This is a genomic window from Klebsiella terrigena, from assembly GCF_012029655.1.
In the GTDB taxonomy this organism is placed as follows: Bacteria; Pseudomonadota; Gammaproteobacteria; order Enterobacterales; family Enterobacteriaceae; genus Klebsiella; species Klebsiella terrigena.
The window spans coordinates 3,895,604-3,918,981 of record NZ_CP050508.1; the positions used below are offsets into that span (position 1 = coordinate 3,895,604).

Genomic DNA, 23,378 nt, shown 5'->3' on the forward strand with positions numbered 1-23,378 from the left:
CCGGACTCCTTCTCAGCCTATCCCTTTATTTTCGGATCCAGCGCATCGCGCAGGCCATCCCCCAGCAGGTTAAACGCCAGCACCGTCAGAAAAATAGCGATCGCCGGGAACAGCGCCACGTGCGGCGCCATCACCATGTCCGCCCGCGCTTCGTTGAGCATCGCTCCCCACTCCGGGGTCGGCGGCTGCGCGCCGAGGCCGAGGAATGAGAGGCTGGCGGCGGAGATTATCGACACCCCGATCCGCATGGTGAAATAGACCACAATCGACGACACCGTGCCGGGCAGAATATGGCTGAAGAGGATCGTCGCGTCGCTGGCGCCGATGCTGCGCGCCGACTCGATAAAGGTCTGCTGCTTGAGCACCAGCGTATTGCCGCGCACCAGGCGAGCAAACGCCGGAATGGAGAAGATTGCCACCGCGATGATCACGTTCGACATCCCGCTCCCCATGACCGCCACCACGGCGATCGCCAGCAGGATCCCCGGGAACGCAAACAGCACGTCGCAGATGCGCATTATTATCCGGTCCCACCAGCCTTCATAGTAGCCAGCCAGCAGCCCAAGCACGGTGCCGATTGCCGCGCCGATCAGCACCGCCAGCACCCCCGCCGCCAGCGAAATCTGCGCCCCGACCAGCACCCGGCTGAAGATATCCCGGCCCAGCGAATCGACGCCGAACCAGTGCAGCGCCGACGGGCCGTCGTTGAGGCGATCGTAGTCAAAGTAGTTTTCCGCATCGAACGGCGCTATCCACGGCGCCACGACGGCTACCGCGATCAGCAGCAGAACAAACACGCCGGCGCCCATCGCCACCGGCTGACGGCGAAAGCGCCGCCAGAACTCGTGCCACGGCGTACGTATCTGACCGGGTTTGATCCCCGGCATGGCGTTGATAACCGCCTGCCTTCTCCAGTTGAGCAATCGCACCTTACTTGTACCTGATAGCCGGGTTAATGGCGGCGTACAGCACGTCCACCACTAAATTGATAAGAATAAACTCCAGCGAAAACAGCAGGACTTCCGCCTGAATCACCGGATAGTCGCGCATCTCGACCGAATCCACCAGCAGCCTGCCAAGCCCCGGCCAGTTGAAGACTTTCTCCACCACGATCGAGCCGCCGAGCAGGAAGCCAAACTGCAGCCCCATCATCGTCACTACCGGGATCATCGCATTGCGCAGGCCGTGCTTAAGCACCACCAGCGTCTCGCTGACCCCTTTCGCCCGCGCGGTGCGCATATAATCTTCGTGCAGCACATCGACGAAAGAGGCGCGGGTGAAGCGCGCCATCACCGCCGCAACCGCCGCTCCGAGGGTCACGGAGGGCAGAATATAGTGCCGCCAGCTATCGGCCCCCACCGTCGGCAGCCAGCCAAGTTCGACGGAGAAGACCTGCATCAGCAGCATCCCGAGGGCAAATGCCGGAAAGGAGATACCGGTCACCGCCAGCGCCATCCCCAGCCTGTCCGGCCAGCGATTGCGCCACACCGCGGCGGCAATTCCCGCCGCCATACCAAACACCACCGCCCAGCTCATGCTGGCAAGCGTCAGCCACAGCGTCGGCATAAAGCGGCTGGCGATCTCGCTGCTCACCGGGCGTCGCGAGGCCATCGAGATACCGAAATCGCCCTGCAGCACGCTGGTGATATAGTGCCAGAACTGGACGTGCAGCGGCCGATCGAGCCCCAGCTGCTCGCGCACCATCGCGACAACCTGCGCATCGGCTTCCGGTCCGGCAATCAGCCGCGCCGGGTCGCCGGGCAGCATATGCACAAACAGAAAAACCAGCACCGCCACGATCAGCAGGGTGGGAATCAGCCCCAGCAGGCGTTTAAGCACATAATTCAGCATCGCCCCTCCTCACCCGAACCCTCTGCGCAGTCGGCAGAGAGAGCAAGGCCCGGCACCCTCTCTCCAAAAGAGAGGGTTGGGATAAAGGTAACCACCGTCACTGGGCTAAATCCGCCTGCTCAAAGCTGAATCCGGTATCCGGCTGGATATAAAAACCGCTCAGGTTCTTACTGTGCGCGGAGACCAGTTTTTCCACCACCAGCGGCACCCACGGCGACTCTTTCCAGATAATCTCCTGGGCCTGCTTGTAGAGCCGCGTTTTTTCCTGCGCGTCGGTCGTCTTCAGGGCATCGGTGAGGTCTTTATCCACCTGCGGATTGCCGTAGAAGGCGGTATTAAACAGGGTTGGCGGCCAGTTTTGCGAGGCGAACAGCGGCGACAGCGCCCAGTCGGCTTCACCGGTCGAGGCCGACCAGCCGGTGTAGAACATGCGCACCCCGCTCTCTTTCTGTCCTTTACCTTCCACTTCCGCCGCGCGCTGGCCGGCATCCATCGCCGTCAGCTGTGCCTTAATGCCCACCTGCGCCAGCTGCTGCTGGGTAAACTGCAGCACCTTCTGGGCGGTGCTGTGGTTATGCGATGACCATAGCGTGGTGCTAAAGCCGTTCGGGTAGCCCGCCTCTTTGAGCAGCTCGCGGGCCTTCGCCGGATCGTACGGCCAGGGTTTAAAGGTCTCGGCATAGGCGATGGACGGCGGCACGACGCCGGTCGCCGGCGTGGCGTACCCGGCGAAGGCAACCTTCACCAGCGCCTGGCGGTTGATGGCGTAGTTAATCGCCTCGCGCACCTTCGGATTATCAAACGGCTTCTGCGTGACGTTCATGCTGATATAACGCTGCATGATTGACGGGCTGGCGACCAGCTCCAGCTTGTCGTTTTTCGCCAGCAGCGGCGCCTGCTCGTAGGGGATCGGGAAGGCAAACTGCGCTTCGCCGGTTTGCAGCATCGCGGCGCGGGTGTTGTTATCCACCACCGGACGCCAGGTAATAGAGTCCAGCTTCGGCAGGCCCGGCTGCCAGTAGCCGGCAAATTTCGTCACCTTCACAAAATCGGTCTGGTTCCAGGTATCGAGCTGATACGGGCCGGTACCGACGGGATGGAAGCCAATCTCTTTGCCATATTTTTTCAGCGCCGCCGGAGAGATCATCACCGTAGCCGGGTGGGCCAGGACGTTGATAAACGCCGAGAAAGGCTGCTTAAGGGTGATTTTTACCGTCGCCGGGTCAACCGCTTCGGTGCTGGCGATATTTTTGTACAGGTTATAGCGCTTGAGATGGTTTTCCGGATTGCTGGCGCGGTCGAGGTTGGCCTTCACCGCCTCGGCGTTAAAATCGGTGCCGTCCTGGAACTTGACCCCCGGGTGCAGTTTAATGGTGTAGACCAGGCCGTCGGGCGAAACGGTATAGCTCTGCGCAAGAACGTTTTCCAGCTTCATCTCTTTATCGAGGCCAAACAGCCCCTGATAGAACGACTTGGCAACGGCCTGGGATAAGGTGTCGTTGGCATCATAAGGGTCGAGGGTCGTGAAGTTAGAGCCGACCGCCACCACCACATCTTTTGCGGCCAGCGCCGGCGCCGTCGCCAGCGCCGAAGCGACGCCCAGCGCCAGCAACCATTTGCGTGATACGCGTTGTGTCATGTTGTTCTCCTGAAATGCTGCGTTATTGGTGTCGTTGTTATCTGCCCAGCACGTCGGCGGCAGGTTCCCTGGCAACGAAATGCCCGGGCCCTACCTGTTGTAGCGGCGCGCTGGCTACCTCTTCCCCTCGCTTATAGATGTTGCCCGGCAGCTCGTCTGAAAGCAGTACGCGCTGTGGATGACGATGCGCCGGGTCGGCCACCGGTACGGCGGCCATCAGCTTGCGGGTATAGGGATGCTGCGGGTTTTCAAATACGGCGCGGCGCGGGCCAATCTCAACGATGCGCCCGCGATACATCACCGCAACGCGATGGCTGATGCGTTCAACCACCGCCATATCGTGGGAAATAAACAGAAAGGCGATGCCCATTTCACGCTGGAGATCGAGCATCAGGTTAATAATCTGCGCGCGAATCGAGACGTCGAGCGCCGAAACCGACTCATCGGCAATCACCACTTTAGGATTCAGCGCCAGCGCCCGCGCAATGCATACGCGCTGGCGCTGGCCGCCGGAAAACTCGTGCGGATAGCGCCAGGCGTGCTCCGGCTGCAGGCCGACGCGCTCAAGCAGCCAGGCCACGCGCTGACGGGCCGCCTCGCCTGCCAGCAGCCCGTGCACGCGCAGCGGCTCCATAATGGAGTAGCCCACCGTTTGCCGCGGATCGAGCGAGGCGTACGGGTCCTGGAAAATAAACTGTATATCGCGGCGCAGCGCCTGCAGCTTACCGCTTGCCAGGGTATCGATACGCTCGCCGTTAAACACGATAGTCCCGCTCTCGGTCGCCACCAGCCGCAGCAGCGCCCGACCGGTGGTGGATTTACCGCAGCCGGACTCGCCGACCAGCGCCAGGGTTTCCCCCGGCCAGAGGTCAAAGCTGACTTTTTCAACCGCATGCACCTCGCGGGTCACCCGGTTCAAAATGCCGCTGCGCAGCGGGAAGCGCGCCACCAGGTCGCGCACCTGCAGAATCGGCTCGCCGGCGACGACGGTATCCTGTTCGCCGTCATCGGGCGCGCTCTGGTTGAGCAGCGGGAAGCGGCGCGGCAAATCGCTGCCGCGCATCGAGCCTAAGCGCGGGACCGCCGCCAGCAGCGCCTGGGTATAAGGGTGAGCAGGCGCGCGGAAAATCTCCTCGACCGTTCCGCTCTCCACCGCTTCGCCGCGGTACATCACCAGCACGCGGTCGGCAATATCGGCCACCACGCCCATATCGTGAGTAATAAAAATAACCCCCATCTCCATCTCTTTTTGCAGCACGGCAATCAGCTGGAGGATCTGCGCCTGAACGGTGACATCCAGCGCGGTGGTGGGTTCGTCGGCAATCAGCACCGCCGGACGGCAGGAGAGCGCCATGGCGATCATCACCCTCTGGCGCATGCCGCCGGAGAGCTGATGCGGATAGCGCGACAGCATCGCTTCAGCCTCCGGAATCCGCACCTGATCGAGCATTTTTTTCGCTTCGCGCAGGGCCTCGTCATGGCCCAGATTCTGGTGCAGGCGAATGGACTCGGCGATCTGTTCCCCGATGGTAAATACCGGATTCAGCGAGGTCATCGGCTCCTGGAAAATCATCGCGATATCCGCCCCGCGCACGTGGCGCATTGCCGAAGCCGACTGGTCGCTCAGCGCAATGACCTGACGATTGCGCCGACGCAGCCACAGCGCGTCGCTGCTGACCTGGCTGGCGGCGTCATCGAGCAGGCGCATTAGCGCCAGCGCGGTGACCGACTTCCCCGAGCCCGACTCGCCGACGATGGCTAACGTTTCGCCGCGCCGCAGGTTGAACGAAAGATGCCGCACCGCAGAAAAGGTCTGCTGCTCCTGGCTGAACGCCACGTTCAGATCGCGCACCACCAGAACATCACTGGCGTCGATTTCTTGACTATGCGGCAACGTCCCTACCCCCTTATTCCCGATAAATTCCAATGGTGGGCGTATCGCCCGCGTAGCACCAGGCCCGATACATGCCTTCGCTGTTAAACGGCAGCACCACGTTGCCTTCTCTGTCGATGGCAATCAGGCCGCCGCTGCCGCCGAGGGCCGGCAGCTTCTCCATCACCACCCGCTCGCAGGCCTCATGCAGGCTCAGGTTCGCGTACTCCATCAGCGCGGCAATATCGTAGGCCGCCAGGGTGCGGATAAACACCTCGCCGGTGCCGGTACAGGAGACCGCCACGCTGGCGTTATTGGCGTAGCAGCCGGCGCCGGGCAGCGGGCTATCGCCAACGCGTCCGGGAAGCTTGTTGGTCATCCCGCCGGTGGAGGTCGCGGCGGCAAGGTTGCCGGCGATATCCAGCGCCACCGCGCCGACGGTGCCCATTTTATGCCGCTCGTCCAGCGGCGCGACGCCGTGGTCGAGGAGTATCTCATCGTCCGCCTGCGCCTGCTGCAGCTGCAGGCGGCGCTCGGTCGTCGAGAAGAGATCGTTTTCCACCCGCGCCATCCCGTGAGAGGCGGCAAACGCCTCCGCCCCTTCGCCGATCAGCAGCACGTGCGGGCTCTGCTCCAGCACCAGCCGCGCCGCCAGGATCGGGTTGCGCAGATGCTTAACGCCGGCAACCGCCCCGGCGTGCAGGCTGTTGCCGTCCATTACGCAGGCGTCGAGCTCATGGGTGGCGTCCCGGGTAAACACCGACCCGATGCCGGCGTTAAACAGCGGACACTCCTCAAGCTGGCGCACCGCCTCGGTCACCGTATCCAGCGCGCTGGCGCCCGCCGCCAGCATTTTCTGCCCGCTATCGACAATCGCCGACAGCGCCGCCACGAACTGCCGCTCGCGTTCCGGCGTCAGCTGCGCGCGGCTAATTGCCCCCGCGCCGCCGTGAATTGCTATCACCGCCTTGCTCATTCCGCCATTCCTTCCTGCTGCGCCGATCCGCCGTGGGTTGCGCTATTGATTCACGCCGCACCAGGTCTCTGCCCTCGCAAAGCGAGCTTAAATAATAAAGTGTATAGATATCATTATCGTGCTGACTGTCCTATACAATTTTTGAATATAGAAAGAGCGGACGGTGATGTAAAGCCTGTACCCAGGTGGCATATAGCCGCCCGCACTTTTCTGCCATAATAGGCGTTTTCGATGTTTGCCCGCAGGAGAAACCCATGGATTTTACCGCCGGACTGATGCCTCTCGACACAGCCCTGACCCAGATGCTCAACCGTATTACGCCGCTGAATGCGGTGGAAACCGTGCCGCTGTTGCAGGCCTTTTCGCGCGTCACCGCCCATGATCTCGTTTCGCCGCTGGACGTCCCCGGGTTTGATAACTCGGCAATGGACGGCTACGCCGTACGCCTCGCCGATCTTGCCGACGGCGCGGCGCTGCCGATCGCCGGGAAAGCGTTCGCCGGCCAGCCGTTCCATGATGCCTGGCCCGCAGGCACCTGCATTCGCATTATGACCGGCGCGCCGGTGCCGCAGGGCTGCGATGCGGTGGTGATGCAGGAAGAGACCGAGCAAAGCGCCGACGGCGTTCGCTTCATCGCCGCGGTAAAGGCCGGACAGAATATTCGTCGGCGCGGGGAAGATATCGCTCACGGCGCGGTGGTGTTCCCGGCCGGTACGCCGCTGACCGTCGCGGAGCTACCGGTGCTGGCATCGCTGGGCATCGCCGACGTCGAGGTGGTGCGTAAAGTTCGCGTGGCGGTCTTCTCTACCGGCGACGAGCTGCAGCTGCCGGGCCAGCCGCTTGGCGACGGGCAAATCTACGATACCAACCGCCTGGCGGTGCACCTGATGCTTCAGCAGCTGGGCTGCGAGGTGATCAACCTCGGCATTATCGCCGACGACCCGGCAAAACTGCGGGCGGCGTTTATCGCTGCCGACCAGCAGGCCGACGTGGTTATCAGCTCGGGTGGCGTCTCGGTCGGCGAAGCGGATTACACCAAAGAGATCCTCGAAGAGTTAGGCGAAATCGGCTTCTGGAAGCTGGCGATCAAGCCGGGCAAACCCTTTGCTTTCGGCAAGCTCAGCAGCAGCTGGTTCTGCGGCCTGCCGGGCAACCCGGTTTCCGCCACCCTCACCTTCTACCAGCTGGTGCTGCCGCTGCTGGCAAAACTGAGCGGCAGCGCGAGCGGCGCGCAGCCGATGCGCCTACGCGCGCGGGCGGCGACGCGGTTGAAAAAATCCCCGGGGCGTCTCGACTTCCAGCGCGGCGTGCTGCAGCGCAATCCGGACGGCGAGCTGGTAGTGACGTCCACCGGCCATCAGGGTTCACACATCTTCAGCTCCTTCAGCCAGGGTAACTGCTTTATCGTGCTGGAGCGCGAGCGCGGTCACGTCGAAGCGGGCGAGTGGGTCGAAGTCGAACCCTTTAACCACCTCTTCGGAGGGCTGTAATGGACGTCGAGCTGAGCGATGAGGAGATGCTGCGCTACAACCGGCAGATAATCCTGCGCAACTTCGATTTTGACGGTCAGGAGCGGCTGAAGGGCGCCCGGGTGCTGGTGGTCGGCCTCGGCGGGCTGGGCTGCGCTGCCGCCCAGTATCTGGCGGCGGCCGGCGTCGGCGCGCTTACCCTGCTCGATTTCGATAGCGTCTCGCTCTCCAATCTACAGCGCCAGACGCTGCACAGCGATGCCACGATTGGTTTGCCGAAGGTGGACTCCGCCCGCGACTCGCTGGCGCGAATCAACCCTCACGTGCGGCTCACCCCGCTTAATGCGCTGCTCGACCAGCCGGCGCTGGCGGCGCAGATCGCCGCCCACGACCTGGTGCTCGACTGTACCGATAACGTGGCGATACGCAATCAGCTTAACGCCGGCTGTTTTCAGCATAAAACGCCGCTGGTCTCCGGCGCCGCGATCCGCATGGAGGGGCAAATCAGCGTCTTTATGTATCAGGATAACGAGCCCTGCTATCGCTGCCTGAGCCGGCTGTTCGGCGAGAACGCCCTCACCTGCGTTGAGGCCGGGGTGATGGCGCCGCTGGTCGGCGTCATCGGCTCCCTGCAGGCGATGGAGGCCATTAAGGTCCTGGCCCAGTACGGCACGCCTGCCGCAGGTAGGCTGGTTATGTACGACGCCATGACCTGCCAGTTCCGCGAAATGAAGCTGATGCGCGACCCGCAGTGCGAGGTTTGCGCCAGCCGCTAATCCTTCTCCGGCGGCGGCCGTCGCCGGAAAATCTGCGACCGACGGCGACTTTCCCCTCTTCACCAGAGCCACCCGCCCTACTTGTTGATTTGCATCAATGCAACTTTCATTCGAAAGTAATTTAATCTTCATATGCAAAACAAAGGGGGTCTCATGATTTTCAACATTCAGCGCTACTCAACCCATGACGGCCCAGGGATCCGCACCGTCGTATTCCTCAAAGGCTGCTCGCTGGGCTGCCGCTGGTGTCAAAACCCGGAAAGCCGCTCCCGCACCGCGGATCTGCTGTACGACCCTCGCCTGTGCCTTGCCGGCTGCAACCTGTGCCAGCAGGCGGCGCCGGATGCCATAACCCGCAGCCTCGACGGCCTGATTATCCACCGCCAGAAGCTCACCGCCGAAGGCTATGAGTCGTTGCGCGACTGCTGCCCGACCACCGCCCTCAGCGTGTGCGGAGAAGAAAAAGAGGTGGCGCAGATTATGGCCACGGTGCTGCGCGATAAGCCTTTTTACGATCGCAGCGGCGGCGGGGTCACTCTTTCCGGCGGCGAGCCGTTTATGAATCCCGAGCTGGCGCAGCAGCTGCTGCAGGCCAGCCGCACGGCGGGAATTCACACCGCGGTTGAAACCTGCCTGCACGTGCCGTGGAAATACGTTGAGCCCTCGCTGCCCTGGGTTGACCTGTTCCTCGCCGACCTGAAGCACGTCAACGAAGCCATTTTCAAAGAGTGGACCGACGGCAGCGTCGGTCGGGTGCTCGATAACCTGCAGCGCGTGGCGCAGGCGGGGAAAAAAATCATCATCCGCGTCCCGCTGATTCAGGGCTTTAACGCCGATGAGGCAACGATTGCCGCGATTACCGACTTTGCCGCCGACCGCCTGCAGGTTGGCGAGATCCACTTCCTGCCGTACCACACGCTGGGAATGAACAAATATCAGTTACTCAGTCAGCCCTATACCGCTCCGGACAAACCCCTTGCTGACCCCGAGCTGCTCGCCTTCGCGCAGAACTACGCTCAGAGCAAAGGTTTAACGGCTACTCTACGAGGATAAAATGATGACCACACTGAAACTGGACACGCTAAGCCCCCGCATTCAGGCACATAAAACGGCGCTGGTACACATTGTTAAGCCGCCGGTGTGCACCGAGCGCGCCCGTCACTACACCGCCGCTTATCAGCAGCACCTGGATAAGCCAATCCCGGTACGCCGCGCGCTGGCGCTGGCTCATCATCTGGCAGAGCGCACCATCTGGATCAAACACGACGAGCTGATCGTCGGCAACCAGGCCTGCGAAGTGCGCGCGGCGCCCATCTTCCCGGAGTACACCGTCAGCTGGATTGAAAAGGAGATTGACGATCTCGCCGATCGCCCAGGCGCCGGCTTTGCGGTCAGCGAAGAGAATAAGCGCATCCTGCATGAAATCTGCCCGTGGTGGCGCGGTCAGACCGTGCAGGACCGCTGCTACGGTATGTTCACCGACGAGCAAAAAGCGCTGCTCGCCACCGGGATTATTAAGGCGGAAGGCAACATGACTTCCGGCGATGCTCACCTCGCGGTGAACTACCCGCTGCTGCTGGAAAAAGGCCTCGACGGCATGCGCGCTAAGGTCGCCGAACGCCGCTCGCGTATTAACCTGACCGTGCTGGAAGATCTGCACGGCGAGCAGTTCCTGAAGGCCATTGATATCGTGCTGGAGGCGGTCAGCGATCACAGCCGACGCTTTGCCGAACTGGCGCGCACCATGGCGGCAGAAGAAACCCGCCCCTCCCGCCGCGACGAGCTGCTGACTATCGCCGAAGGCTGCGAAATCATCGCCCACGAGCCGCCGAAAACCTTCTGGCAGGCGCTGCAGCTGTGCTACTTCATTCAGCTGATCCTGCAGATTGAATCCAACGGCCACTCGGTCTCCTTCGGCCGTATGGACCAGTATCTGTACCCGTACTACCGTCGCGACGTTGAGCTCCAGCAGTCGCTGGACCGCGAGCACGCCATCGAGCTGCTGCACAGCTGCTGGCTGAAGCTGCTGGAAGTGAACAAGATCCGCTCCGGCTCGCACTCCAAAGCCTCCGCGGGCAGCCCGCTGTATCAGAACGTCACCATCGGCGGCCAGACCCTGCACAACGGCCAGCCGCAGGATGCGGTAAACCCGCTCTCGTACGCGATCCTCGAATCCTGCGGGCGCCTGCGCTCGACCCAGCCTAACCTGAGCGTGCGCTACCACGCCGGGATGAGCAACGACTTCCTCAACGCCTGCGTGCAGGTCATTCGCTGCGGCTTCGGCATGCCGGCGTTCAATAACGATGAGATAGTGATCCCGGAGTTTATCAAGCTCGGGATTGAGCCGCAGGACGCCTACGACTACGCGGCGATCGGCTGTATCGAAACCGCCGTGGGCGGCAAATGGGGCTATCGCTGCACCGGGATGAGCTTTATCAACTTCGCCCGCGTCATGCTGGCCACGCTGGAAGGCGGCCGCGATGCCACCAGCGGTCAAATCTTCCTCCCGCAGGAGCATGCGCTATCAAAAGGCAACTTCAGCAGCTTCGAGCAGGTGCTGGCCGACTGGGATACGCAGATCCGCTACTACACGCGCAAGTCCATCGAGATTGAGTACGTTGTCGATACCATGCTGGAGGAGAACGTGCACGATATTCTCTGCTCCGCGCTGGTGGATGACTGCATCGAGCGGGCGAAAAGCATCAAGCAGGGCGGCGCGAAGTATGACTGGGTATCCGGTCTGCAGGTCGGGATCGCCAACCTCGGCAACAGCCTGGCGGCGGTGAAAAAGCTGGTCTTTGACCAGGGCGCCATTGGTCAGCAGCAGCTGGCGAAAGCCCTCGCGGAGGACTTCGATGGGCTGACCCACGAGCAGCTGCGCCAGCGCTTAATCAACGGCGCGCCGAAGTACGGCAACGATGACGATAGCGTCGATACCCTGCTGGCCCGCGCCTACCAGACCTATATCGACGAGCTGAAGAATTACCATAATCCGCGCTACGGCCGCGGCCCGATAGGCGGCAACTACTACGCCGGAACCTCGTCGATTTCCGCCAACGTGCCGTTTGGCGCCCAGACGATGGCCACGCCGGACGGACGTAAAGCCCACTCTCCGCTGGCTGAAGGCGCGAGCCCGGCTTCTGGCACCGACCACCTCGGGCCAACCGCAGTCATCAACTCGGTCGGTAAGCTGCCCACCGGGGCGATTCTCGGCGGCGTGCTGCTGAATCAGAAGCTCAACCCGGCAACGCTTGAAAACGAGTCCGATAAGCAGAAGCTGATGGTGCTGCTGCGCACCTTCTTCGAAGTGCACAAAGGCTGGCATATTCAGTACAACATCGTCTCCCGCGAGACGCTGCTGGAAGCGAAAAAGCATCCCGACCAGTACCGCGATTTAGTGGTTCGCGTCGCCGGCTACTCGGCGTTCTTTACCGCCCTGTCGCCGGATGCCCAGGACGATATTATCGCCCGTACCGAGCATACGCTGTAGGTCGGCTCCCCGCAGTCAATAACACCCGGCTGGCGCAATGCCCGGCCGGGCTACCCGCTTCCCCAGCGGCTTTGGCCGTTAGGTTTTGAGCGGCAGTACGCCGCCAAAGCCGACGGGTAAACTTTCATTCGAAATAAATTTGTGCTTTGGGTCACATTGTAATTAGAATGTTACTGGTCGCAGTTAAGCCAGGAGCACAGGTATGACCGTTAAAGTTATCGTCACTGATATGGACGGAACTTTTCTCAATGACGCCAAGCAGTATGACCGCTCGCGTTTTCTCGCGCAGTTCGCGCAGCTCAACAAGCAGGGTATTGAATTCGTTGTCGCCAGCGGCAACCAGTACTACCAGCTGATCTCCTTTTTCCCGGAAATTCGCGAGCAGATCTCGTTCGTCGCCGAGAACGGCGCGCTGGTCTACGAGCACGGCCAGCAGCTGTTTCACGGCGAGCTGACCCGCCATGAGTCGCAGATTGTGATCGGCGAGCTGCTCAAAGACCCGCAGCTCAACTTCGTCGCCTGCGGCCTTGAAAGCGCCTACGTCAGCGACCGCGCGCCCGACAGCTTCGTCGCGCTGATGTCAAAGCACTACCACCGTCTGCAGCGCATCGCGAACTACCATGATATCGACGACACGCTGTTTAAGTTTTCGCTTAACCTGCCGGACAGCGATATTCCACAGCTCATTGATAAGCTGCACGTCTCGCTGGACGGCATCATGAAGCCGGTGACCAGCGGCTTCGGCTTCGTCGATTTAATTATCCCCGGCCTGCATAAGGCCAACGGCATCAGTCGCCTGCTGAAACGCTGGCAGATCTCGCCCCAGGAGTGCGTGGCGATTGGCGACAGCGGCAACGACGCCGAAATGCTCAAGCTGGTGAAGTACTCTTTCGCCATGGCCAACGCCGCCGATAGCATCAAGGCCATCTCCCGCTTTGCCACCGATGACAATAACCACCAGGGTGCGCTGAATGTGATTCAGGCCGTGCTGGACCACGCCGCCCCCTTCAACGAATAGCCTGCCGCCGGGGCCACCCTGCCCCGGATTTTCCCATTTTGTGAACCCCATCATTTTTTAAACTTGCATTAACTTAAATTTAACTTAAATTAACGTTTGTAAGATTTAATACTTTCGAATGAAAGCAAAGTGAGGCCATCATGACGGTTATTCATACCAGCGAAACGCTCCCCGCCGACCACAAAGCGGCGATTCGACAAATAAAACAGGATCTGCGCGCGCAAATTGGCGACGTGCAGGCCGTGTTCGATCGGCTGACGGCGCGGATTAGCGCACGTCTGGACGAAATTGACGCCATCAAGGCGCGCGGGGAAGAGGTGTGGCCGATTATCCCGTTCAGCGATATTGCACAGGGCAAAGTGAGCGATGCCCAGCGCGAGGCCATCAGGCGCCGCGGCTGCGCGGTGATCAGAGGCCACTTCTCACGCGAACGGGCGCTGGCGTGGGACAACTCGATGCTGGAATACCTCGACCTTAACCGCTTCGACGACGTCTACAAAGGACCGGGCGATACCTTCTTCGGCTCGCTCGACGCCTCGCGTCCGGAGATTTACCCGATTTACTGGTCACAGGCGCAGATGCAGGCGCGGCAGAGCGACGAAATGGCCGCGGTGCAGTCGTTCCTCAACCGCCTGTGGACCTTTAGCCGGGACGGCAAGCAGTGGTTCGACCCTGACGTCAGCGTTATCTACCCTGACCGCATCCGCCGCCGCCCGCCGGGCACCACCTCGAAGGGGCTGGGAGCGCATACCGATTCAGGCGCCCTCGAGCGCTGGCTGCTGCCGGCTTATCAGCAGGTGTTTGCCAACGTCTTTAACGGCAATATCGACGCTTACGACCCGTGGGATGCGGCGCACCGGACCGAGGTGGAAGAGTACACCGTCGATAACACCACCAAATGCTCGGTATTCCGCACCTTCCAGGGCTGGACCGCGCTCTCCGATATGATCCCGGATCAGGGCCTGCTGCACGTGGTGCCGATTCCGGAGGCGATGGCCTACGTTCTGCTGCGTCCGCTGCTCGATGACGTCCCTGACGACGAGCTGTGCGGCGTGGCGCCGGGTAAAGTGCTGCCGATCTCCGAGAAATGGCACCCGCTGCTAATTAAAGCGCTGAGCGCGATCCCGGCCATCAGCGCCGGCGATTCGGTGTGGTGGCACTGCGACGTGATCCACTCGGTGGCGCCAGTCGAAAACCAGCAGGGCTGGGGCAACGTGATGTATATCCCCGCCGCGCCGCTGTGCGAGAAGAATCTCGCCTACGCGCACAAGGTTAAAATTGCGCTGGAGAAAGGCGCGTCGCCGGGTGATTTTCCGCGTGAAGACTACGAAGCCGACTGGCAGGCGCGCTTTACCCTCGACGATCTCAACGTCCACGGCAAACGCGCGCTGGGCATCGAGGTTTAATCGTCGTACAGCCCCTGTTGCTCAACGGCGGTGCGGCGGCTACCGGGCCGTATCCGCCGTACCGAATCCCGCACCGCCAGCGTGCCGTTTAGCAGCAGCGAGCCGCTCGGGGCCTGGGGGCGGATCAGCCGCTGCTGCAGAAGCTGCACCGCCTCCGTGCCGAGCTCATCGCGCGGGACGTGAACGGCGGTAAGCGGCACATCCTGGATGGCGGCGAGGTTAAACCCGTCAATGCTCATGACCGAGATGTCCTGAGGAACCCGCAGGCCGCGCTTTTGCAGGGCATTGACGGCCCCCACCGCCATATAGTCTCCGCCGACCAGAAAGGCCGTCGGCAGCGGCTTCCCGACCTGAGCGTCGAGCCACTCCCCCACCTGCTCCTCCGTCTCCCTGGCGCTGAAGTTCGCCACGCCGATCAGATCCCGCCCGTCGGTAAAGCGCAGGTTGCGCGCGCGCCAGGCCTCCTTGATGCCCACCAGCCGCAGCTCCATGGTGTAGCGGCGCAGGCACATCACGTTCATGACCGCCCGATGCCCCATCTCAAACAGATAGCGCGCGGCAAACTGGCCGATCAGCCGGTGATCCGGGGCGATCGACGACAGGCGCATGCCCTCATCCCGGCAGTTGATCAGCACGCAGGGTTTGGCAAAATCGGCGGCCAGATCGTGAATATGCGGATCGTCAATACCCAGCAGAATGGCCGCCTCGGTCTCCGCTTCGTTCATGCGGGCCAAAAACAGGTTGGCGTCGCTGTCGTTCTCTTCCAGCGCGCAGGTCCGCAGGCGGACCTCATGCGGCGCCAGCGCATTATTAATGCTCTGAATCACCCGGTAATAATAGATATCGGAGCGCTCATCAAACGCCCGGGAAGGGGCGAAAACCACCAGGCTGTTCAGCAGCATGCGTCCGGCGGCGAGCCCCTCCATCACCCCCATTTCGCGGGCGCACTGCAGGACCCGCTGACGCGCCTTTTCGCTGGTGTTCGCTTTACCCGCCAGCACCCGGGAAACGGTACTCGCCGACATCCCCGTACGGGCCGCGATTTCGGCAATTCTCAGCTTTTTATCCATTTTGTGATCCAGCTCTATCTTGCAAATGAAAGAATTTTCATGGCGCCAAAAAGCAGTTTATCAAGCTAGATTCGCTATCTGTCGTGAGCATCTCCTCATCTCATGAAAAAACTTGCATAAATAAGGCTATTGGCCGCTCATTTTCTATCTTAACCTGAATTGGTCCGATAACTTCCATACTAGTTATACGGAAAACCAAATAAATAAAACAATAATATTCATAACGTTAATAAAAAAGGTATGACAACTCAGGGATTGAGCATCGGTCATTTCCCCCCTACAAAGTTCTTGTGGAGAGTTCTATGAGCCAAGGCCTCAACAACGATATGGCGGTCAGCAAATCCCGCCGCGTAGTCAAAAACCTGCGCTGGTGGATGCTGACCCTGTTTCTGCTCGGCGTCACCGTTAACTACATTACCCGCAACTCCTTAGGCATTATCGCCCCCGAGCTGAAGACAACGCTGGGCATCACCACCGAGCAGTACTCATGGATCGTCGGCGCTTTTCAGCTGGCCTACACCCTCTTCCAGCCTCTCTGCGGCTGGCTGATTGACGTGATTGGCCTGAAGCTGGGCTTTATGATCTGCGCCACCCTGTGGGCCGTCGCCTGTATCGCCCACGCCGGTGCCGGCAGCTGGCTGCACCTCGCGCTGCTGCGTTTTTTCATGGGCGGAGCAGAAGCCGCCGCCACCCCGGCCAACGCCAAAACCATCGGCGAATGGTTTCCAAAATCTGAACGCCCGATAGCCGCCGGCTGGGCCGGCGTCGGTTTCTCCATCGGCGCGATGCTGGCGCCGCCGATCATCTATTTTGCTCACGCCTCTTTCGGCTGGCAGGGCGCGTTTATGTTCACCGGGGTGCTGGCGCTGCTGTGGGTGATCCTGTGGTGGGCGTTTTACCACAATCCGGAAAAGCATCCGAATCTGGGCAAGTCGGAGCTGGAGTTTATCCGTCAGGATAACGAGCCGCCGGCGGTGAAGCTGCCGTTCTTTACCGCGCTGAAAACCGTGTCGAAAAATAAGCGCTTCTACGGTATTGCGATCCCGGCCTTTATGGCTGAGCCCGCCTGGGCGGTCCTGAGCTTTTGGGTGCCGCTGTACCTCGCCAAAGAGCACGGCATGGATCTCAAACAAATAGCCATGTTCGCCTGGCTGCCGTTCCTCGCCGCCGATCTCGGCAGCGTGGTGAGCGGCTATCTGACCAAACTCTATACCCGCTGGTTCGGCTGTTCACGGGTTAACTCGGTGGTGGCAAGCTCGCTGACCGGCGCGTTCCTGATGATTTCGCTGGCCCTCGTCGCCATTACCCGCGACCCCTACGTCACCATCGTCCTGATCTCCATCGGCGGCTTCGGCCACCAGATTATCTCCTGCATGCTGAGCGCGCTGGTGGTGGAGTCGTTCGATAAGGGCCAGATGGCGACCGTCAACGGCATGCGCGGCTCCGCCGCCTGGATCGCCAGCTTCCTGTTCTCCTTATTAATCGGGGTGACCGCCGACAAGATTGGCTTCAACCCGCTATTCGTCGCCATGGGCTTCTTTGACCTGATTGGCGCGGTCTTCCTGGTCGCTTTTATTGCTGAACGTCGCGCCAAACGCGCCTGAGAGTGGATGTAAAAATGAAAACGTTGAAACACTGGAAATTGCAACAGCAGCTGGCCCACCACGTCGAGCTGGCGGTGGACGGGCAGCACACCCTGTGCCTGTACGTGCTGGAAGAAAACCTGTTCCGCGTCCTGCTTAAACGCAGAGGAGAGCTGGCGCTGGACCGCACCTGGAGCATCGCCCCGCAGCAGGACGTCCCCTGGGAGGGGCGCAGCCGCGACGACATCAGCGGATTTACCCTCCCCGCCTGGAGCCTGGAGCAGCAGCAGGAGACCCTGACGGTGGCCACCGAACGGCTGCGCGTCACCGTCCACCAGCCCCTGTGGCTGGAGTGGAGCTACCGCGACGATGCCGGAGAGTGGCAGCCGCTGGTTAACGACCGTCCGACCAGCGCCTATCTGGTCAACGCCCACGGCGACGGCGTCGCGCACTACCAGAGCCGGCGTCAAGATGAACGCTTCTACGGTTTGGGCGAAAAGGCGGGCAACCTGCAGCGCAACGGGAATCGCTACGAGATGCGCAACCTGGATGCGATGGGCTACAACGCCGCCAGCACCGATCCGCTGTATAAGCACATCCCCTTCACCATCGCTCAGCGCAGCGATATCAGCTACGGCCTGTTCTACGATAACCTCAGCAGCTGCTGGCTGGATCTGGGCAATGAAATCGACAACTACCACACCGCCTATCGCCGCTGGCAGGCCGAAGCGGGCGATATTGATTACTACATGTTTACCGGCAAACGCGTGCTGGACGTCACCAAAGCCTTTGTCCGCCTGACCGGAAAAACGCTGTTCGGGCCGAAGTGGAGCCTGGGCTACAGCGGTTCGACGATGCACTACACCGACGCGCCGGATGCGCAAAATCAGCTGATGAACTTTATCCGCCTCTGCGAAGAGCACGCTATTCCGTGCGACTCGTTCCAGCTCTCCTCCGGCTATACCTCGATCGGCGGTAAGCGCTACGTCTTTAACTGGAATTACGACAAGGTTCCGCAGCCGAAGGTGATGAGCCAGTGCTTCCACGATGCGGGCATCAAGCTGGCGGCCAACATCAAGCCCTGCCTGCTGCAGGATCACCCGCGCTATAGCGAGGTGGCGGAGCGCGGGCTGTTTATTCAGGACTCCGAAAGCGAGTCCCCGGAGCGCTCCAGCTTCTGGGATGACGAAGGGTCGCACCTCGACTTCACCAACCCGCAAACCGTCGCCTGGTGGCAGGAGGGAGTCACCACTCAGCTGCTGGAGATGGGGATTGATTCGACGTGGAACGACAATAACGAATTTGAAGTCTGGGACGGCGAGGCGCGCTGCCACGGTTTTGGCCAGGAGATTGCAATCAAGCATATCCGCCCGGTGATGCCGCTGCTGATGATGCGCGCGTCGCTGGAGGCCCAGCAGCGCTTTGCCCCGGAGAAACGCCCTTACCTGATCTCACGCTCCGGCTGCGCCGGGATGCAGCGCTACGTGCAAACCTGGAGCGGCGATAACCGCACCAATTGGGATACCCTGCGCTACAACACCCGCATGGGGCTGGGAATGAGCCTCTCCGGCCTCTATAACGTCGGTCACGACGTCGGCGGCTTCTCCGGCGATAAGCCGGACGCCGAGCTGTTCGTGCGCTGGGTGCAGAACGGGGTGATGCATCCGCGCTTCACGATCCACTCATGGAACGACGATCGCACGGTCAACGAGGCGTGGATGTATCCGGCGGTCCTGCCGGCGATTCGCGGCGCGATTGAGCTGCGCTATCGCCTGCTGCCCTACCTCTACACCCTGCTGTGGCAGGCTCACGCTGACGATGAGCCGATGCTGCGCCCGACCTTCCTCGATCACCAGCATGACCCGCAGACCTTCGAGGAGTGCGACGACTTCCTGCTCGGCCGCGATCTCCTCGTCGCCAGCGTCGTGGAGCCCGGCCAGCGCCAGCGCCCGGTGTGGCTGCCGGAAAACGAGGCCGGCTGGTACGACTTTTACAGCGGGGAGTGGTTCGCCGGCGGTCAGTGGGTAACGCGCGATGCGCCGCTGGAGAAACTGCCGCTGATGGTGCGCGCCGGGGCGGGTCTGCCGCTCAGCGAGAGGATCGTCCACGTTGACGCCAAAAAAGACGACAGCCGCGAGCTGAAGCTGTTTCCGCTCAAGGGGGCGGGTTCGACGAGCGGCCTGCTCTTTGAAGATGACGGCGAGAGCTGGGGCTATCGCGACGGCGACGCGCTGTGGCTGGGGTGGGAGATGACCTGCAGCGCCAGCACCATCAATCTGCAGGTGAACGCACGCGGCCACTACCGCCCGGCGTGGAAGGCGCTGAAGATAACGCTCCCCGCCGGTGAAAAGCGCCGGCTGTTGGTGAATGGCAAAGACGTCGGCGAGTGGCTGCTGGACTAAAGGCAATAAAAAACCCCGGTCGTGCGAGGCTGACCGGGGCTTTATGTTCACTCCCCGGCAGCGCAGGCGCGTGCCGGGGCGGGCGGCGGACGTTAACCGTCGATGCCTTTGCTGCGCAGATAATCTTCGTAATTACCGCTAAAGTCGATGACGCGCTGCGGCGTAATTTCAATCACGCGGGTCGCCAGCGAACTGACGAACTCGCGGTCGTGGGAGACGAAAATCAGGGTGCCCTGATACATCTCCAGCGCCATGTTCAGCGATTCGATAGATTCCATATCCAGGTGGTTGGTCGGTTCGTCCATCACCAGAATGTTGGGTTTCTGCATCATCAGCTTACCGAACAGCATGCGGCCCTTTTCGCCACCTGACAGCACTTTTGCCGGCTTTTTGATATCGTCCTGGCTGAACAGCAGGCGGCCGAGGAAGCTGCGCACAACCTGCTCGTCGTCACCATCCTGCTTCCACTGGCTCATCCAGTCGAACACGCTCAGATCGTTATCGAAGTCTTCGGCGTGATCCTGCGCGTAGTAGCCAATCTGCGCATTCTCAGACCATTTAACGGTACCGTTATCCGGCGTCAGTTCACCAACCAGGGTTTTCAGCATGGTAGTTTTACCCACGCCGTTGGCACCCAGAATGGCAATCTTCTCGCCCACTTCCAGCAGCAGATTGAATTTTTTAAACAGCGGGCCGTTATCAAAACCTTTCGCCAGCTCTTCGACAGCCAGCGCGTTACGGAACAGCTTCTTATCCTGCTCGAAGCGGATGAACGGGTTCTGACGGCTGGAGGCCTTCACTTCGTCGAGCTTGATTTTATCAATCTGACGGGCGCGAGAAGTCGCCTGACGTGATTTAGAGGCGTTGGCGCTAAAGCGGCTGACGAAGGATTGCAGGTCGGCAATCTGCGCCTTTTTCTTGGCGTTATCAGACAGCAGACGCTCGCGAGCCTGGGTGGCCGCGGTCATGTATTCGTCGTAGTTACCGGCGTAGACGCGCAGTTCGCCGTAGTCGAGATCCGCCATGTGGGTACACACCATGTTAAGGAAATGACGGTCGTGCGAAATGATGATCATGGTGCTGTCACGTTCGTTGAGCGTCTGCTCCAGCCAGCGAATGGTGTCGATGTCCAGGTTGTTCGTCGGTTCATCGAGCAGCAGGATGTCCGGGTTAGAGAACAGCGCCTGCGCCAGCAGGACGCGCAGCTTCCAGCCGGGAGCGACTTCGCTCATCGGGCCGTAATGCTGTTCTACCGGAATACCGACGCCGAGCAGCAGTTCACCGGCGCGGGCTTCAGCGGAGTAGCCGTCCATCTCGCCGTAGGTCACTTCCAGATCCGCCACCTTATAGCCGTCGGCTTCGCTCATTTCCGCCAGGCCGTAGATGCGATCGCGCTCCTGCTTCACTTCCCACAGCTCGCCGTGGCCCATGATGACCGTATCCAGCACGGTGAACTCTTCGAACGCGAACTGGTCCTGACGCAGCTTACCGATACGCTCGTTCGGATCGAGGGACACGTTGCCCAGCGTTGGCTCCAGATCGTTGCCGAGGATCTTCATAAAGGTAGATTTACCGCTACCGTTGGCGCCAATCAGGCCGTAACGGTTGCCGCCGCCAAATTTGACGGAGATGTTTTCGAACAGCGGCTTACTGCCAAACTGCATGGTGACGTTGCTGGATACTAGCACGGGGTTATCCTGAAAAAAGAGAATGAGAAGTGTGACACATCGGACATTATGCCAGCAAAACCATCTCTTTTCACGGTCTGCGGTGAATTCCCTTACCGCTGACGCCGCGTAGAGCGCCTTTTGCCCCCCGCCGCCGGCGTCCTGCAGGCCTCAGCGGCGGCCCGGCGGCCCCAGGCATGCCGTGCGATCGCCCCTGTGACGGCGCGGCTTCGCCGGTTAAAGGACGACACTTGAAACAAGCAGCAAAAAAGTGTGATTTCGTACACATCTCATTTCCCTGTTGGCGGGAATGCACATATAATGCGCTCCCATCTACTCCCTGAAAAATCTAACAAAGGCCTGTGTGGCTTTAACATCGCACACGACATGATGAATATGAAATTATCGACACTCCTTGCGGCAGCCTTCGCCATCGTGGGCTTTTGCAACACAGCATCCGCTGTAACCTATCCTCTGCCGACCGACGGTAGCCGACTGATTGGCCAGAACCAGGTTGTCACGGTTCCGGACGACAACAAACAGCCGCTGGAATACTTCGCCGCCAAATACCAGATGGGTCTGTCCAACATGCTGGAAGCAAACCCGGGCGTCGATACCTACCTGCCGAAAGGCGGTACCGTGCTGAATATCCCGCAGCAGCTGATTCTGCCGGACACCGTGCATGAAGGTATCGTGATCAACAGCGCGGAAATGCGTCTTTACTACTACCCGAAAGGCACCAACACCGTGATCGTGCTGCCGATTGGTATCGGCCAGCTGGGCAAAGATACGCCGATCAACTGGGTGACCAAGGTTGAGCGCAAGAAAGCTGGCCCGACCTGGACGCCGACGGCGAAAATGCATGCCGAATACGTCGCAGCCGGTAACCCGCTGCCGGCCGTAGTACCGGCCGGTCCTGACAACCCGATGGGCCTGTACGCGCTCTACATCGGTCGTCTGTACGCGATCCACGGCACCAACGCCAACTTCGGTATCGGCCTGCGCGTCAGCCACGGCTGCGTGCGTCTGCGCAACGACGATATCAAATTCCTGTTTGAGAACGTGCCGGTCGGCACCCGCGTCGAATTTATCGATGAACCGGTGAAAGCCACCAGCGAGCCGGACGGCAGCCGCTATGTTGAAGTCCACAACCCGCTGTCGACCACCGAAGCCCAGTTCCAGGGCGGTGAGATCGTACCGATTACGCTGAACAAATCCGTGCAGGCCGTCACCGGCCAGTCAGACGTCGATCAGAGCGTGGTTGAGCAGGCGGTCCAGAACCGTTCCGGTATGCCGGTACGTCTGAACTAAGCCGCAGACCGGGCGTTAAAAAACCAGATGGCGGGCACGATGCCCGCCATTTTTTTATCCGTTATTCACCAGAATAATGCCGCCGTGATCGTAACGATAGTGGCAGTGGGCGTACTCCAGCGGGGTGCCGTCCTCCAGATAAATGACCTGTTCCACCTCCAGCACCGGGTCGCTCTCCTCGCAGTTCAGATACTGGCGGTCCAGCGCGTCGGGCTTCATTGCCCGCACCACGCGATAGGAGCCCATCAGCCTGAGGCCCAGCGTCTCCTGGACATAGCGAAAGACCGAACTCTCCAGATGCGCTTTATTTAACCCCGGCACCAGCGCCACGGGCATCACCGTCAAATCCAGCGATACCGGTTCACCGTTAAGCAGGCGCAGGCGCACAAAATCATAGACCGGGGCGTCGGCATCGATCAGCAGCGAGGTTTGCTCTTTCTCGCTGGCGAAGCGCAGTTCAAAACGGATAACTTCGCTGGTCACCTCGCCCCGATGCTCCCAGGTTTTAGTCGCGCCAAAATAGTCGCTGCCCGGCAGCTCCCACTGCGAGAGCTGGAGAAAATTTTTGCGCACGAAGGTGCCGAGCCCTTTGCGGGTATAAATTAACCCTTCGACGATCAGCTGCCGCATCGCCTGCTGGATGGTCATCCTGCTGGTGTTAAACTCAGCCGCCAGCGCAAACTGGTCGGGTAACGGCTCGCTGGCAGGGTACCGTTGACTGATAATCCGCTTTTTTATTTCCCGCGCGATAATAAGGTACTTCGCCGTCATTCCCCGTCCTTCCCGCTGATTGTGGTGTCGCGTTTTTCTTTGTTCGGCATGAACAAAGGCAGGCGTAGAGAATACC

17 protein-coding genes are annotated in these 23,378 nt (G+C 60.7%); 9 read left to right on the forward strand and 8 right to left on the reverse strand.

The window, feature by feature from the left end; all coding sequences use genetic code 11:
- Positions 1-17 precede the first annotated feature (17 nt).
- From gsiD to iaaA, 5 genes are all read right to left on the reverse strand, one after another.
- Positions 18-929, reverse strand: a complete 912-nt coding sequence (gene gsiD / locus HCK03_RS18360) for a glutathione ABC transporter permease GsiD (protein ID WP_041144733.1) — start codon at positions 927-929, stop codon at positions 18-20.
- Position 930: 1 nt separating this feature from the next.
- The gene (gene gsiC, locus HCK03_RS18365; RefSeq protein WP_041144732.1) at positions 931-1,851 is read right to left on the reverse strand and encodes a glutathione ABC transporter permease GsiC; all 921 of its coding nucleotides are present in this window, start codon (positions 1,849-1,851) and stop codon (positions 931-933) included.
- A 97-nt stretch (positions 1,852-1,948) separates the two neighbouring features.
- Complete coding sequence (gene gsiB / locus HCK03_RS18370; protein ID WP_167692010.1) at positions 1,949-3,490, reverse strand: glutathione ABC transporter substrate-binding protein GsiB; 1,542 nt, start codon at positions 3,488-3,490, stop codon at positions 1,949-1,951.
- A 37-nt stretch (positions 3,491-3,527) separates the two neighbouring features.
- Complete coding sequence (gene gsiA / locus HCK03_RS18375; protein WP_041144730.1) at positions 3,528-5,384, reverse strand: glutathione ABC transporter ATP-binding protein GsiA; 1,857 nt, start codon at positions 5,382-5,384, stop codon at positions 3,528-3,530.
- 13 nt (positions 5,385-5,397) lie between these two features.
- The gene (gene iaaA, locus HCK03_RS18380) at positions 5,398-6,339 is read right to left on the reverse strand and encodes a beta-aspartyl-peptidase (RefSeq protein ID WP_041144729.1); all 942 of its coding nucleotides are present in this window, start codon (positions 6,337-6,339) and stop codon (positions 5,398-5,400) included.
- 254 nt (positions 6,340-6,593) lie between these two features.
- Here iaaA and moeA point away from each other — a divergent pair, with 254 nt between their 5' ends.
- The 6 genes from moeA (at position 6,594) to HCK03_RS18410 (ending at position 14,498) form a co-directional block, all read left to right on the forward strand.
- Entirely contained in the window at positions 6,594-7,829 is a 1,236-nt protein-coding gene (moeA, locus tag HCK03_RS18385) for a molybdopterin molybdotransferase MoeA (protein ID WP_041144728.1), read from the forward strand.
- Positions 7,829-8,584, forward strand: a complete 756-nt coding sequence (gene moeB / locus HCK03_RS18390; protein ID WP_041144727.1) for a molybdopterin-synthase adenylyltransferase MoeB — start codon at positions 7,829-7,831, stop codon at positions 8,582-8,584. The genes moeA and moeB overlap by 1 nt, the downstream gene beginning before the upstream one ends.
- 153 nt (positions 8,585-8,737) lie before the next feature.
- Positions 8,738-9,637 carry a glycyl-radical enzyme activating protein gene (locus tag HCK03_RS18395; RefSeq protein WP_167692011.1) on the forward strand — a complete coding sequence of 300 codons (900 nt, stop codon included), beginning with the start codon at positions 8,738-8,740 and terminating at the stop codon, positions 9,635-9,637.
- Between the two features lie 4 nt (positions 9,638-9,641).
- Positions 9,642-12,074, forward strand: a complete 2,433-nt coding sequence (locus tag HCK03_RS18400; RefSeq protein ID WP_167692012.1) for a formate C-acetyltransferase/glycerol dehydratase family glycyl radical enzyme — start codon at positions 9,642-9,644, stop codon at positions 12,072-12,074.
- Positions 12,075-12,276: 202 nt separating this feature from the next.
- Positions 12,277-13,092 (forward strand): Cof-type HAD-IIB family hydrolase, encoded by an 816-nt coding sequence (locus tag HCK03_RS18405; protein ID WP_076945017.1) that lies wholly within the window; start codon positions 12,277-12,279, stop codon positions 13,090-13,092.
- Between the two features lie 140 nt (positions 13,093-13,232).
- Positions 13,233-14,498: a DUF1479 domain-containing protein gene (locus HCK03_RS18410; protein ID WP_135185000.1), complete on the forward strand. Its 1,266-nt coding sequence runs from the start codon at positions 13,233-13,235 to the stop codon at positions 14,496-14,498.
- Here the strand turns inward: HCK03_RS18410 and HCK03_RS18415 are convergent.
- Positions 14,495-15,568: a LacI family DNA-binding transcriptional regulator gene (locus HCK03_RS18415; protein ID WP_143992563.1), complete on the reverse strand. Its 1,074-nt coding sequence runs from the start codon at positions 15,566-15,568 to the stop codon at positions 14,495-14,497. The two genes, HCK03_RS18410 and HCK03_RS18415, sit on opposite strands and share 4 nt — an antisense overlap.
- Before the next feature lie 302 nt (positions 15,569-15,870).
- Here HCK03_RS18415 and HCK03_RS18420 point away from each other — a divergent pair, with 302 nt between their 5' ends.
- Both HCK03_RS18420 and HCK03_RS18425 read left to right on the forward strand, forming a co-directional pair.
- Positions 15,871-17,172, forward strand: a complete 1,302-nt coding sequence (locus tag HCK03_RS18420; protein ID WP_115193263.1) for an MFS transporter — start codon at positions 15,871-15,873, stop codon at positions 17,170-17,172.
- Positions 17,173-17,186: 14 nt separating this feature from the next.
- Entirely contained in the window at positions 17,187-19,553 is a 2,367-nt protein-coding gene (locus HCK03_RS18425; RefSeq protein WP_115193264.1) for a glycoside hydrolase family 31 protein, read from the forward strand.
- Between the two features lie 92 nt (positions 19,554-19,645).
- On the opposite strand, the gene HCK03_RS18430 is transcribed toward HCK03_RS18425, so the two are convergent.
- Positions 19,646-21,241: an ABC-F family ATPase gene (locus tag HCK03_RS18430; RefSeq protein WP_041144720.1), complete on the reverse strand. Its 1,596-nt coding sequence runs from the start codon at positions 21,239-21,241 to the stop codon at positions 19,646-19,648.
- Positions 21,242-21,610: 369 nt separating this feature from the next.
- Between HCK03_RS18430 and ldtB the strand changes: the two genes are divergently transcribed.
- Positions 21,611-22,531: a L,D-transpeptidase gene (gene ldtB / locus HCK03_RS18435; RefSeq protein ID WP_115193996.1), complete on the forward strand. Its 921-nt coding sequence runs from the start codon at positions 21,611-21,613 to the stop codon at positions 22,529-22,531.
- Positions 22,532-22,585: 54 nt separating this feature from the next.
- Here the strand turns inward: ldtB and HCK03_RS18440 are convergent, their stop codons facing one another.
- Positions 22,586-23,302 carry a GntR family transcriptional regulator gene (locus HCK03_RS18440; protein ID WP_041144719.1) on the reverse strand — a complete coding sequence of 239 codons (717 nt, stop codon included), beginning with the start codon at positions 23,300-23,302 and terminating at the stop codon, positions 22,586-22,588.
- Between the last annotated feature and the right edge of the window lie 76 nt (positions 23,303-23,378).